At 68.5% G+C, this 13313-nt stretch carries 10 protein-coding genes and 1 tRNA gene; 5 read left to right on the top strand and 6 right to left on the bottom strand.

The window, feature by feature from the left end:
- Positions 1-61: 61 nt before the first annotated feature.
- The 6 genes from AC1HC7_RS07420 to AC1HC7_RS07395 form a co-directional block, all read right to left on the bottom strand.
- A complete protein-coding gene (locus AC1HC7_RS07420; RefSeq protein ID WP_479497743.1) occupies positions 62-1000 on the bottom strand; it encodes an ABC transporter permease in 939 nt (312 codons plus the stop codon).
- Between the two features lies 1 nt (position 1001).
- Positions 1002-1997 (bottom strand): ABC transporter permease, encoded by a 996-nt coding sequence (locus AC1HC7_RS07415; protein WP_479497742.1) that lies wholly within the window; start codon positions 1995-1997, stop codon positions 1002-1004.
- Entirely contained in the window at positions 1990-3612 is a 1623-nt protein-coding gene (locus tag AC1HC7_RS07410) for a sugar ABC transporter ATP-binding protein (protein ID WP_479498888.1), read from the bottom strand. Before AC1HC7_RS07410 ends, AC1HC7_RS07415 begins: the two co-directional genes overlap by 8 nt.
- 407 nt (positions 3613-4019) lie before the next feature.
- Positions 4020-4712, bottom strand: coding sequence for a hypothetical protein (locus AC1HC7_RS07405; protein WP_479498887.1), 693 nt, complete (start codon positions 4710-4712; stop codon positions 4020-4022).
- Entirely contained in the window at positions 4607-5068 is a 462-nt protein-coding gene (locus tag AC1HC7_RS07400; RefSeq protein WP_479498886.1) for a glycosyltransferase, read from the bottom strand. The genes AC1HC7_RS07405 and AC1HC7_RS07400 overlap by 106 nt, the downstream gene beginning before the upstream one ends.
- Before the next feature lie 680 nt (positions 5069-5748).
- Positions 5749-5822: transfer RNA gene (locus AC1HC7_RS07395), tRNA-Cys, on the bottom strand.
- Positions 5823-6103: 281 nt separating this feature from the next.
- Here AC1HC7_RS07395 and AC1HC7_RS07390 point away from each other — a divergent pair.
- The 5 genes from AC1HC7_RS07390 to AC1HC7_RS07370 all read left to right on the top strand — a co-directional run.
- Positions 6104-6757, top strand: a complete 654-nt coding sequence (locus AC1HC7_RS07390) for a protein-L-isoaspartate O-methyltransferase family protein (RefSeq protein ID WP_479497739.1) — start codon at positions 6104-6106, stop codon at positions 6755-6757.
- Between the two features lie 304 nt (positions 6758-7061).
- Complete coding sequence (locus tag AC1HC7_RS07385; RefSeq protein WP_479497738.1) at positions 7062-8495, top strand: TolC family outer membrane protein; 1434 nt, start codon at positions 7062-7064, stop codon at positions 8493-8495.
- 77 nt (positions 8496-8572) lie between these two features.
- The gene (locus tag AC1HC7_RS07380; RefSeq protein WP_479498885.1) at positions 8573-9328 is read left to right on the top strand and encodes a hypothetical protein; all 756 of its coding nucleotides are present in this window, start codon (positions 8573-8575) and stop codon (positions 9326-9328) included.
- A 154-nt stretch (positions 9329-9482) separates the two neighbouring features.
- On the top strand, positions 9483-12317 hold the full coding sequence (locus tag AC1HC7_RS07375) for a valine--tRNA ligase (protein WP_479498884.1): 2835 nt from the start codon (positions 9483-9485) through the stop codon (positions 12315-12317).
- A 7-nt stretch (positions 12318-12324) separates the two neighbouring features.
- Positions 12325-13313: hypothetical protein (locus AC1HC7_RS07370; protein ID WP_479498883.1), on the top strand; the 989-nt coding region annotated here is incomplete at its 3' end.

The raw sequence follows: 13313 nt of genomic DNA, 5'->3' as shown, positions 1-13313 counted from the left end.
TTCCTCCTTGTTGTTCACGACCGGCGAACGGGTTGGCAGCGCCGGTTCGTTCTTGAGATTCCTACCGCGAACCATCTCGATGGATCAGGTTGCTGATCAGCAGCGTGGCGATCAGCACCGCCCCGATCAGAACCGTGGTGCCGTCCCCCTTGACGCCGGAAAGGGAAAGGCCGTTTTTCAGCGACTGGATGAGAACCAGGCCGAGAAGCGTGCCCAGCACGGTGCCCCGCCCGCCGAAAATGCTGGTGCCGCCCAGGACCACCGCGGTGATGGCGTCGAGCTCCAGCGACGTGCCCATGTCCGAGCGGGTGGTCGACACCCGGGACACGAAGATCACGCCGGCCGTCGCCGCCACGGCGCCCGACGCGGTGTAGACCGCGATTTTCGCCCGATCGACCGGCAGGCAGGAAAACCGCGCGGCCACCTCGTTGGCCCCGATGGCGTAGACCACGCGCCCCCAGGTGGTCAGACCCAGGATCAGCGCGCCCGCCAGCGCCGTCGTTCCGAATATCCACAGCTGGGTCGGGATTCCGGCGACCTCGCCCTGACCGAGCACGTAGAACCATTCGGGAAATCCGCGCGTCGAGCGGGCCTGGGAGATGCCCTCCGCCAGCCCGCGATACAGCGCCAGCGTGGCCAGCGTGGCGATCAGCGGCGGGACGCCGAAGCGCACGATGATCAGGCCGTTGAACATGCCGGCGAACGTGCCGACGACGACGGCCAGGAACATGGCCAGGGGCAGGGGCAGGCCCAGCTTTTGCCAGAACACCCCGCCCAGGATCGCCGCCAGCCCGACGATGGAGCCGACCGAAAGATCGATCCCCCCGGTGCAGATGACAAAGGTCATGGCGATGGCCACCAACCCGACCTCGGTCATCAGCCGGCCCTGATTGAGCAGGTTGTCCACGGTCAGGAACTTGTCGGTCTGGGTGACCAGAAAGGCGATCGCGAGGATGCACAGGACCGCGAGGATCGATTCGTGGCGAATGAGCTTTTTCATGTCATTCCCGTCCCGCCCGGCGCCGGCGCATCATGTCCGCCAGCACGGTGATCAGGATCAGGGTCCCGATCACCGCCCGCAGCCAATAGGCGGAAATGGAGATGAAGATCATCGCCGAACCGATCGCGGCGAACAGGATCGTCGCGAGGGTGGAGCCGATCACCGACCCCAGGCCGCCGAGGATCGACACCCCGCCGATGACCGAGGCCATGATCACCGTCAGTTCAAGGTTCGGCGGGACGGTGGATTGAATGATGCTCAACTGCGTGGCGAACAGCACGGTGGCCAGCCCGGCGAAGGCGCCGTGGATCATGAAAACCGCAACGATCCGCCGCTCGACGGGTATGCCCGCGGCCCGCGCCGCCTCCGGATTGCCGCCAACCGCATACAGCGAACGCCCGAAGGCCGAATAGCGCATCCACAGGAACGCCAGAACGGTCAGGACCACCATGAAGATCACCGGGGCGGCCAGTCCGAAGATCTTTTTCTGGGCGATCATGAATTCGGGCGGAAAGCCGCTGACCCAGGCGCCTTCGGTGACGCTGATCAGGCCGCCGCGCAGGATGGACAGCATGCCCAACGTCACCACGATCGAGGGAATCCTGGCGTAAGCCACCAGAACCCCCACCAAGGCGTTGACCGCGACGCCCACGACGACCGGCGCGGTCCAGGCGACGATCACCGGGTATCCGTCCGCCGCCAGCGTGCCCGAGATGGTGGCCAGAACCCCGATCAGGGCGCCGACCGAAACGTCGATGTTGCCGGTGATGATCACCATCGACATGCCGATGGCGGCGACCGCGATGTAGGCGTTGCCCGAAAAGATGGTCGTCAGGTTGCCCGCGCCGAGAAAGCGCGGGTTGACGGCCCCCACGACCACGAAAAGAACCGCCAGCGCCAAGGCTATGACGATTTCCTGCCCGTAGCCGCGCAGGAACAGCGCCAGCCTGCCGCTGGCGGCCGTCGGGGCCGGGGCCGCGTCGCGGGCTTCACTCATCAGACCGCCCCGGCGCCGTTCCTGCGGTCTCGCCCGGCCGCCCGCCGGCGTTCCCCGGCTGCCCGCCGGCGTTTCCCGGCGCGGGCGCGGGGACCCGCATGTCCCGGGTCATCGCCTGGCCCAGCAGCTCGGGGCTGAGCCGGTCGCGATCGAACACGCCGGCGTTGCGGCCGCTGTTGATCACCATCACCCGGTCGCTCATGCCAAGGATTTCGGGCATTTCGCTTGAAATCATCAAGATCGCCAGTCCCGACAGGGTGAGTTCGCCGATCAGCTTGTGGATTTCGGCCTTGGCCCCGACATCGACCCCGCGCGTCGGTTCGTCCAGGATCAGGATGTCGGGCCGGGTTTCCAGCCATTTGGCGACCACGACCTTTTGCTGGTTGCCGCCGGAAAGTCGGGTCACGATCTGGTCCGGCCCGTCGGCCGCCCGCACCCCCAGTTTCCGGATCGCCGCGGCCCCGCGCCGTCTTTCAAGGTCGGGGCGGATCCAGATCCCCCAGGCGACGCGCTTCAGGGCGGCCATGGAGACGTTCTGCTTGATGTCCATCGAGCGCACCAGGCCTTGCGTGCTGCGGTCCTCGGGCACATAGGCCAGGCCGAGATCGCGCGCCGCCGCCGGCGACGCGATCGTGACCTCCCGGCCGTTGATGCGGATCTGGCCGGAGCTGGCCGGCGCGAGGCCGAACAGCGTGTGCGCCAGTTCGCTGCGCCCCGACCCCACCAGCCCGGCGATGCCGAATATCTCGCCCCGGCGCAGGGTGAAGGATATGTCGCGCACCATCGGCCCGCGATTGAGGTTGCGCACCTCCATCACCGGCGCGCCGATCACGGGGGCGACCTTGGGAAACAGCTGATCGATGGACCGCCCCACCATCATCGAGACGATCTTGTCCTCGTCGACATCCCCGACCGGGTTGGTGGCGATGAATTCCCCGTCCCGCAGCACCGTCAGACGATCGGCGATCTGAAAGATCTCGGACATCCGGTGGCTGACGTAAAGAACCCCGACCCCGCGCCCCTTCAATCCCCTGACCACGTCGAGCAGGCGCAGAACGTCTTTTTCCGAGAGCGCCGCGGTCGGTTCGTCGAGGATCAGAATCCGTGCGTTCAGGCTCATGGCCCGGGCGATCTCCACCCGCTGGCGCTGGGCCACCGACAGCTGGGACACCCTGGCGTCGACATCCAGATCGGCGGCGTCCAGCTCCTTCAGAATGGCCCTGGCCTGACGCCGGGCCTCGTCCCAGTTGATCGCGCCGCCGCGGCGCTTGGGGTAATGCCCGATGAAGATGTTCTCGGCCACGCTCAGTTCGGGGAACAGCAGCAATTCCTGGTGCACGGTGGCGATCCCGTCGGCGATGGCGTCTGCGGGGGTGCGGTATTCGACCCTTTCGCCCGCCACCCAAAGCCCGCTGCCCGGATCCGGGGCGTGCAGCCCGGCGAGGATCTTGATCAGGGTGGATTTTCCGGCGCCGTTCTCCCCCATCAGCGCGTGCACTTCGCCGGCCCGGATGTCCAGGGAGATGTTTTTCAGAACGGTGTTGCCGGCAAAGGTCTTGGAGGCGTTGACCAAGCGCAGGAAGGGCGACGCGATTTCCTTGACGGTCGCTTGCACGACGCACTCCCCCCCGACAGCCGGCGATGATTGACTTGCGCCAGCCTTGACCATGTTATCGACCAGATTACGGCCATATTTTCAACCATATGGCGCTGGATCGGCCTTCTTTGGTGAAAGTCTATCATTGGTGAAAAAGATACGTCAACTGGAGATCGCTTCTTCTCATGAAAAGATGGCGGCGCGCCGCCGGTCCACCAGCCGAGCGACTGCATTTTCGATGTCCGCTTTGGTCATCTTCGCGGATATCGACGATCCCCCCGTCCAGTCGTCGATCTCCCATGAAACACCAGGACATGGGGGCGGAGATCTTCTTCAAAACGGGCGAGTCGACTCGTCTGCGCCGCGTAGCGCCAGCCTGCCTCCGGAAAGCGCGGGGCGGTTCGGGCGGGATCGCGGGCAGGCGCTTACCAGTGCCCGGCGCCGGCGCCGCGCGCCATCTTCGCCGAAGCGTTCACATAGACGAGCGCATCAAAGCCGAAGCCAAGAGCCAGCAGCAGCAGGTTTTTCGGAGTGACGCGCCAGCCGGGCCTTCGCGCCACGTTCAGGCGCTTGACGAGAAAATGGAAGGGAACGTAGCCGAATGGCGCTCGCGGCAGTTCCTGACGAAGAGCATTGGCGAGCCAGGCATCGTCGGCAGCCGCTTTTTCGAGAAGCGCCTGCGCCTGATCATGGCCTGGCGCATCGCGGCGCATCAGTCTGAACAGGGCGGAGTTCACCGAGCCGCCTATCACGATCCGGGTCTGGTGCTGGATCAGCTCCTTGATCGTGCGCGTCGATTCATAGACATGAAAGACCCCGTCCTCGCCGTCGATCCGCTCCAACCGCTCGGGCCCGGTCAACAGGTCAGTCAGGATCATGGCGCGCAGGAAACCATCCTCGACGGGCAGACCAACGGGCATCGATATCGTGCGTGCGACAGCGGCGCGCTGAACGTGCAGGCTGCCGGAAATGGCGCTGCGCCAATCGCTCAGCATCCCCGCCGAGGCGGCGATCAGACGGCCACTGAATCCGGTATCGATATCATGATGAACCAGGTCCTTGACCGGCTGACTGCTGAAGGCCCGCAACTCCGGCCGCGCGGCCATGGCCGCCGCCATGCGCGCCAGAGTGTCCGTTCGCGGCAACCGGATATCCGCTCCATGAACATCAGCAGCGTCGCTTCGGCGCGCGAGGCGCTGTGGGTGAAATGGTTCCAGGTTCGAGATTTGCCGCCCTGCGCAAGCTCGATGACCGAAATCCTGTCGCGCGCCGGCGCGGGAAGCGCCTCGCAGGCGGCCCGTCCACGTGCGACGGTGTCATCGGCGCAACCGTTGGCGAGCACGAGGACCCGGACATCGAGGTCAGGGTTTTTCATAAGCGTCTGCGCAGCGACGTCTTGAATGACGTTGTCGACGGTCTCGGCCTCATTATGGGCGAAGATGCATATGTCGATAACGGTGGATGTCGTCTGCATGATGAAATTGTTCCCGGCTTTCAACGCGGTTCGAATGCGGCGCCCATGAATGCTGTTCGACCGTATCAATACGCGAACGGCCCCTTGGACGTCACGGGAAAAACATCAGCGCTTCCTTGCGCCGCCGCCAACTTGCCCGACACGCCCGGCGCCGTCTGGATCCAGGCCTGTCGCGTTCCGAATTGCGGCGCATCCGCCCCAACCCCCCGGCGCCCCCTGAGTTCCGGAGCGAAACGCGGCATTCCACAACCCGTTGCGATTACTGGCGTTTGTTCGGATCAAGCGCAATGTTGCCATGGGGGTTTGTCGCCATCTCACGCCTCGTCAACGCCGCCGGCCACCCGCCGATCAAGCAGCGCATCAGCCAATACATCGGCTGCTGGCGCAATCGGGCCGGGCTGCGCGGCGCGTTGCGCTTTCACGACACGCGGGGGATGGCGGCCGCGAACCTGCTGCGCGCGGGCATGGGCGCCGGAGAGACCGCCGCGTTCATGGGGTGGTCGGCGCGCTGCGCGGCGAACGGGATCGAGATCTGCGCCGCGATCGCGCCGGAGATGGTCGACGCCGGAGATGGCCGACGCCGGGGAGGGCCGACGGGAGTCTCGTCGCCTTGGCGAAGGGGTCACGACCAAGACGGTGAACGCTTGCGCGGACCTTTCGGTCGCGAAACCGCCAGGTCGTGGAGGCGACGACCGGAATCGAACCGGTGTGCACGGATTTGCAATCCGCTGCGTAACCACTCCGCCACGTCGCCATGCCCCGTCTTGAGCGGTGGCGGGGTTATAGCGGCGGCCCCGGGGCGTGTCCAGCGCCGCAAGGGAAGGGTTCGGCGGCTGTTTCGCCGGTCCCGACGGCCATGCGCGGGACCGGCGCCGGACCCCGGTCACGCCGTGCGGGCCCGACGGCGCGCTCCGGCGGCTGGAGGCGGGCCGAACGCGCGCCCCTGCGCCGCCGACGCATGGACAGCGCCCGCAAGCTGTGGCAAAGCAACGACGACCGTCGACCCGGCAGGGTCAGAGCCAAGCGGAGGCCCCGATGCCCGATTTCGAAACCGCGCGCGTCGCCATGGTGGATTGCCAGGTCCGTCCCTCGGACGTGACCCGATTCCCGATCATCGACGCCATGCTGCGCACCCCGCGCGAACGCTTCGTGCCCAGCGCCCTGCGCGCGGTCTGCTATGCGGGCGAGCATGTGGCGCTGAATGACGAGCGGGTGCTGCTCGACCCGCGGGTGTTCGCGAAGATGATCGAGGCGGCGGAGATCGAACCCGGGGATCTGGTGCTCGATCTGGGTTGCGGGCTGGGCTATTCCACCGCCGTGCTGGCGCATATGTGCGCGGCGGCGATCGGGGTGGAGAGCGACGAAGCCATGGCCCGCAAGGCCGCCGCGACGCTGGCGGATCTGGAAATCGACAACGCCGTGGCCCAGCAGGGCGCGCTGGCGGCGGGGGCGCCCTCGGAGGCGCCCTTCGACGTGATCATGATCAATGGCGGGGTGGAGACCCTGCCCGAAGCGCTCACCGATCAGCTGCGCGAGGGCGGGCGGCTGGTGGCCATCGAGATGGATGGCGAGATCGGGCGCTGCGTCGTCTGGCTGCGCGCCGGCGGCGCGCTGACCCGGCGGCGGGCCTTCGACGCCGCGGCGCCGGTGCTGCCGGAGTTCCGCCGCGAGGCCGAATTCGCCTTCTGATTTCACCGACGGCGCCGACGCTCGCCCCGAGGGAGCGCCGGGCAGGCGGCGCGGCGCGGCGGTGACGGGCCTTTCGCGCGCTGGGGGCGCAGCAGGGCTGCGCGCCGCCGCCACGCGCCAGCGTCTTGCAATGGCTGCGAAAATCAGTCCCCTTCGCGCCCGGCCTCGGCCGCGCAGCCCGGGATGTCAATCCTGGCGGCTAATGTTCTTTGCGCTCCCTGACAGGGTCGGTTAAGGTTGACGCGGCGCTGGGCGGCATTGAGCCCACGGGCCAATGATCTACGGGAAGTCACGGGGCGAAAGCATGAAAATCAAGTTCTGCCCTCCGGGGCGCGGTTTCGTTTCTGGACTGGTCGCGGCCGTCTGCCTGAGCGCCTCGCCGGCGCTGGCGGAGGTTTTTTCCAACGCGCTGGTCAAGGCGTATCAGTATCATCCCAATCTGGCCGCCACGCGGGCCAATCTGCGCGCCGCCGACGAGGGCGTGGTGCAGGAACGCGCCGCCAGCTTCGGCACCGTCACCGGCGATTACGCCTACGGGGTGACCAATTCCGACGGCATCCAGCGCCGGGTCGGGGGCGGGCTGGACGGCAGCCGCCGCGACAGTTCGGACGAGGTGTCGCTGGGGCTGGTCGGCACCATCCCTATCTACGCCGGCGGGCGGATTGAAAACGCGGTGCGCGGGGCCGAGGAAAACGTCAACGCCACCCGCGCGGAACTGGAATCGGTGGAGCAGGACGTGCTGCTGGCCGCCGTGACCGCCTATGAGGACGTGCGCCGCGACATTCAGCGCGTGGCGCTGTCGCGCAACAACGTGCGGGTGATCTCCGAACAGCTGCGCGCCGCGCGGGACCGCTTCGAGGTCGGCGAAGTCACCCGCACCGATGTCAGCCAGGCCGAGGCGCGGCTGGCCTCGTCGCGCGCCACGCTGGCGGCGGTGACCGGGGCGCTGGCGGCCTCGCGGCAGAACTATCTTGCCGCCATCGGCGACCTGCCCCAGGACCTGCAGCGCCCGCCGCCCTTGCCCGACCTGCCCGATTCCCTGAACGCCGCGGTGGCGCTGGCCGAGGCCAACCACCCGCAGATCCAGGTCGCCCGCTTCAACGCCCGCCAGGCGGAATTCGGGGTGAAATCGGCCATCGGGCTGCGGCTGCCGACGCTCAACCTGCAGGGCTCGCTGCGCTACGCCAACGACCTCACCACCAGCAATTCGGCGCGCGGCGAAAGCCAGACCGCGACAATCGGGCTGGCCGGCGAGGTGCCGATCTGGACCGGCGGGCGCAACCCGTCGATCGTGCGCGAGGCGCAGGCGCGGCTGGCCAGCCAGCAGGCGCAGATCCACGAGATCGCCCGCCAGATCCGCCAGCAGACGGCGATCGCCTGGACCAATCTGGCGGTGGCGCGGGCCTCGATCCGCGCCGCGCAGCAGCAGATCAAGGCCGCCCAGATCGCCTTTGACGGGGTGAAGGAGGAAGCCACGCTGGGCGCGCGCACCACGCTGGACGTGCTCGACGCCGAGCAGGAATTGGTGAGCGCGCGGGTCGATCTGGTGGACAGCAAGCGCGACGAATACGTCGCCGCCTATCAGCTGCTGGCCTCGGTGGGCAGCCTGACCGTGCGGCATCTGGGGCTGAAGGTCGATCGCTACGATCCCGCCGGATATGTCGAAAAAATTAACGAAAGCCCGTATACATATGATCGGGACGAAAGCACTGAGTGGTCGAGCAGCCTGCGCCCCTGACGCAGGCCGCCGACAGGCGTAACCCGGCCTGACGTGCAGGCCGAGCCGCCTTTGCGGGCGGCGAGACGAGGCGAAACATGCAGGAAAAACCCGAATCTGACGGCGAGGCGCCGGGCGGCGACATTCTGGCGTCGATCCGCAGAATCGTGAGCGAGGAAGGCGATCGCGCCGCGACGGACGCCGCGGCGGAGGGGGACGGCGCGGCGGCCGATGCGCGCGAGGCGCTCGACGACGATGACGTGCTGGTGCTGACGCCCTCGCTGCGCGTGGACGGTGGTGGGGACGCGCAAGGGGGCGGCGCGCCGGAAGCGGCCGCCGGGGGGGATGCCCCCGATCAGGTTGCCCCCGATCAGGATGCCCCCGATCAGGATGCGCCCGATCAGGATGCGCCCGTGCTGCGGCTGCGCGAACATGCGGGGCTGCGCGTCGCCGCTGACGCCGATGCCGATGACGATGACGATGCCCCGGCGGCCGCCCCGAATCTGGCCAGCGTCACGCCGTTCCGTCTGGAGCCGAAATTCGCGATCCCGGCCCCCGATGCGGCGGACGCCGTCGCCGGGCGCGGCGCGGAGCCCCCCGCCGCGGCGCCGGAGCGCGACGGCGACGACGCGGCGCCGGAAAAACCGAAAGCCGGGCTGTTCGATCTCGACGCCGCCGATGACGCGCGCAGCGTCGCCGGGCTGACCCGGCAGGAACTGGACGCGCTGATCAGCGACGCCATCCGCAAGGAATTGAGCGGCTCGCTCGGCGACCGCATCTCGGCCAATATCCGCCGCCTGGTGCAGCGCGAGGTGCAGCGCAGCATCGCCAGCATCCTGAACGCCCGCCCCTGACCGTCATCGGCTGACGCCCGGCGTTCCGCGGGCACGGATCGCGCCGCGCCCCGAACAGGGCGCGGCCGCGCGCGAGGTTGCGCTTTCCCAGCCCCGCGAGGCGGGTTAAACAGGCGCCCGACCAAATCACGGCCGCCACTGGAAAGCCCGCGCGATGACCATGGACAAGACATTCGACGCCGCCGCCGCGGAAACCGCGATCTACGCCAAATGGGAATCGGAGGGCCGGTTTGCGGCCGGCGCCAACGCGACGCGCGACGAGACCTTCGCGATCCTGATCCCGCCGCCCAACGTCACCGGATCGCTGCATATCGGGCACGCGCTCAACAGCACGCTGCAGGACATTCTGATCCGCTGGAAGCGCATGCAGGGTTTCGACACGCTGTGGCAGCCGGGGCAGGACCACGCCGGCATCGCCACGCAGATGGTGGTGGAACGGCGCCTGGCCGAAGCCGGCGAACCCGGGCGGCGCGATCTGATCGAGGCCCATGGCGTGGCCGAGGCGCGCCGGCTGTTCGTTGAAAAGGTCTGGGCGTGGAAGGCGGAATCCGGCGGCGTGATCGTCAATCAGCTGAAACGCCTCGGCGCCACCTGCGACTGGTCGCGCAACCGCTTCACCATGGACGAAGGCTTTCACGACGCGGTTCTGCGGGTGTTCGTCGGGCTTTACAAGGACGGGCTGATCTACAAGGACAAGCGCCTTGTGAACTGGGACCCGCATTTCGAAACCGCGATTTCGGATCTCGAGGTCGAGCAGGTCGAACAGAAGGGCTTCTTGTGGCGGTTTCGCTACAGGCTGGCGGACGGGGTCAGATACGACCACCCGGTGGTGCGCGAACAGGATGGCGAGGATGTCATCCTGCGCGACTGGACCCCCGACGACGACGACCCCTCGGCCTGGGAGGAGCGCGACTACATCACCGTCGCCACCACCCGCCCGGAGACCATGCTCGGGGACACCGGGGTCGCGGTGCACCCCCATGACGCGCGCTATGCGGATCTGGTGGGCAAGGAGGTCGTCCTGCCGCTGGTCGGGCGGCGCATTCCCATCGTCGCCGACGATTACGCCGACCCGGAAAAGGGCACCGGCGCGGTGAAAATCACCCCGGCGCATGATTTCAACGATTTTCAGGTGGGCAAGCGCTGCGGGCTGCGCGCGGTCAACGTGATGGGGCCGCGCGCCAGCATCGAACTGGCGGAAAACGCCGATTTCCTCGAAGGCTGCGCGCCCGCGCCCGAGGCCATGGCGCTGAGCGGGCTCGACCGCTACGAGGCCCGCAAGCGGATCGTGGCGCTGGCCGAGGCGCAGGGCTGGCTCGACGGCATCGACTCCGAACTGCACATGGTCCCCCATGGCGACCGATCGAAGGTCGCGGTCGAGCCCTATCTGACCGATCAGTGGTTCGTCGACGCCAAGACCCTGGCCGCCCCGGCGCTGGCGGCGGTGCGCGAGGGCGACACGCGGTTCGTGCCCAAGACCTGGGAAAAGACCTATTTTCAGTGGCTCGACAATATCGAGCCGTGGTGCATCTCGCGCCAGCTGTGGTGGGGGCATCAGGTGCCGGTCTGGTACGGGCCGGACGGGACCGCGTTCTGCGAGGGTTCGGAACCGGAGGCGCAGGCCGCCGCCGAGGCCCATTACGGCGCGCCGACCGCGCTGACCCGCGACACCGACGTGCTCGACACCTGGTTTTCGTCCGGGCTCTGGCCCATGGGCACCATGGGCTGGCCTGAAAACACCGGGGACCTGCAAAGATACTACCCGTCCTCGGTGCTGCTGACCGGGTTCGACATCATCTTCTTCTGGGTCGCCCGGATGATGATGCTGGGGCTGCATTTCATGAAGGACGCCGACGGCAAGCCGCAGGTTCCGTTCCATGACGTCTATGTCCATGCGCTGGTGCGCGACGAGAAGGGCAAGAAGATGTCGAAATCGCTCGGCAACGTCATCGACCCGCTGGAGCTGATCGACGAATTCGGCGCCGATGCGGTGCGCTTCACCCTGACCTCGATGGCGGCCATGGGGCGCGACATAAAACTGTCGGTGAGCCGCGTCGCGGGGTATCGCAATTTCGGCACCAAGCTGTGGAACGCCGCGCGCTTCGCCGAGATGAACCAGTGCAAGCCGGCGGCGGATTTCGACCCCTCGGCGGTGCGCCTGCCGCTCAACAGATGGATCGTCGGCGAGACCGGGCGGCTGCGCGCGGCCACGGATTCGGCGCTTGAGGGCTACCGGTTCAATGACGCGGCGAGCGGGCTTTACGCCCATGTCTGGGGCGTGGTCTGCGATTGGTATCTGGAATTTTCAAAGCCGATCCTGATGGGGCCCGACGGCGCCGACAAGGACGAGACCCGCGCCACGCTGGCCTGGGCGATCGACCAGTGCCTGATCCTGCTGCACCCGATCATGCCGTTCGTCACCGAGGCGCTGTGGGGACAGATCGCCGCCCGCGACACGCCGCTGATCCACGCGCCCTGGCCGCAATACGGCGCCGATCTGGCGGATCGGGAGGCCGACGCGCAGATCGGCTGGACCATCGCGCTGATCGAGGCGGTGCGCTCGGTGCGCGCGGAGATGAACGTGCCGCCCTCGGCCAGGCTGCCGCTGGTGATGGTGGAGGGCGACGCGGCGGCGCAATCGCGGATCAGCGACAATCTGGCGCTGATCTCGCGGTTGGCGCGGCTCGACGGGTTCTCGCGCGCCGAGGCGGCGCCGCGGGGCGCGGTGACGCTGTCGCTGGAAGGCGCCGTGGTCTGTCTGCCGCTGGCCGACGTGATCGACGCGAAGGCGGAAAAGGCCCGGCTGGACAAGGCATTGCAGAAGATCGGCAGGGAGGTCGGCGGCATCGAGAAGAAGCTCGCCAACGAAAAATTCCTTGCCAGGGCGCCCGAGGCGGTTGTCGCGGAGCAGCGCGAGCGACTGGAGGCGGCGCGCATCGAGTCCGCGCGGCTGACCGCCGCCGCGGCGCGCGCGGCGGCGCTGGTGTGACGGCGCGGTGAGCGCCCTGGCCCGCGCGCGGCGTCCGGCGGACTGGCGAAAGCCGGTGGCGGGGCTGCTCGTCTTCGGGTCGCTGGCGAGCGCCGCGCTGCTGGCATGGCAGATCGCCGCGCATCCGTTGACCCGATCGCTGGGGCGCCCGGGGGCGGCGGAGATCCGGCTGCGGCTGGACCGCGCGCTGGTCGCGCGGGTGGATTCGGCCTGGCTGGGGCGCGAGGTGTCGATGGCGCTGGACGCCCGCCCCGCCGACTGGCCGCGCATCGACGCGCTGATGTCGCTGAGCGGGCCGCGGGGGCTGGCCGGGGTGGCGCTGGACCCCGGGATCGCCGCGCGACTGGCGGCGCGCGATTCGGCCGAACGCGGCGCGCTGGCGATGATCGGCGATTGCGCGCTGGGCGTGGCGGCGCGGGATCTGTCTGGCAGCGGCGCCGCCATCGCCTGCGGGCTGGCCAATGAATTGCTGCCGACGGGGGATCTGAAAAGCCTCGCCTGGGCGGGATCGGATTATCTGGCGGGGCGCGAGGTGGACCGCCTGACGCTGGGGTTGTCGGCGCTGGGGCTGGCGGCCGCGGCGGGCGCGCCGCTGACCGGCGGGACCAGTTACGGGATCAAGGCCGGGGTGGCGACGCTGAAGATCGCGCGCCGGCTCGGGGCGCTGACCCGGCCCCTGACGGCGACGATGCGGGGCGCGATGCAGGGCGCGGTGCGGCTTGATCGCCTGCCCTCGCCGGGGCGGCTGATGCGCATGGGGCCGGGGGCGGCGCGCCGGGCGCTTGACGGCGCCGTGGACTGGGCGCGGCTGGCGCCCATGCGGCGGCTGGCGGCGGATATGGGCGGCGTGGCGCGGGCGGTCGGGCCGGTGGCGGGGCTGCGGATGCTGCGCTATGTCGACGGCCCCGGCGATGCGGCGCGGCTGCTGCGGGTGAGCGACGCCGCCCCGCGCCGCGCCGTCGCTGCGCTGGAGGCGCTGGGCAAGGCGCGGGTGTT

The sequence above is a fragment of the Oceanicella sp. genome (assembly GCF_056449545.1).
This window is presented reverse-complemented; position numbering and strand designations above follow the sequence as displayed.

Bases quoted from the DNA above. Each gene is read 5' to 3' on its own strand.
- AC1HC7_RS07420 (WP_479497743.1), bottom strand. From the start codon at position 1,000: ATGAAAAAGCTCATTCGCCACGAATCGATCCTCGCGGTCCTGTGCATC.
- AC1HC7_RS07415 (WP_479497742.1), bottom strand. From the start codon at position 1,997: ATGAGTGAAGCCCGCGACGCGGCCCCGGCCCCGACGGCCGCCAGCGGC.
- AC1HC7_RS07405 (WP_479498887.1), bottom strand. From the start codon at position 4,712: ATGGCGGCGGCCATGGCCGCGCGGCCGGAGTTGCGGGCCTTCAGCAGT.
- AC1HC7_RS07400 (WP_479498886.1), bottom strand. From the start codon at position 5,068: ATGCAGACGACATCCACCGTTATCGACATATGCATCTTCGCCCATAAT.
- AC1HC7_RS07390 (WP_479497739.1), top strand. From the start codon at position 6,104: ATGCCCGATTTCGAAACCGCGCGCGTCGCCATGGTGGATTGCCAGGTC.
- AC1HC7_RS07385 (WP_479497738.1), top strand. From the start codon at position 7,062: ATGAAAATCAAGTTCTGCCCTCCGGGGCGCGGTTTCGTTTCTGGACTG.
- AC1HC7_RS07380 (WP_479498885.1), top strand. From the start codon at position 8,573: ATGCAGGAAAAACCCGAATCTGACGGCGAGGCGCCGGGCGGCGACATT.
- AC1HC7_RS07375 (WP_479498884.1), top strand. From the start codon at position 9,483: ATGACCATGGACAAGACATTCGACGCCGCCGCCGCGGAAACCGCGATC.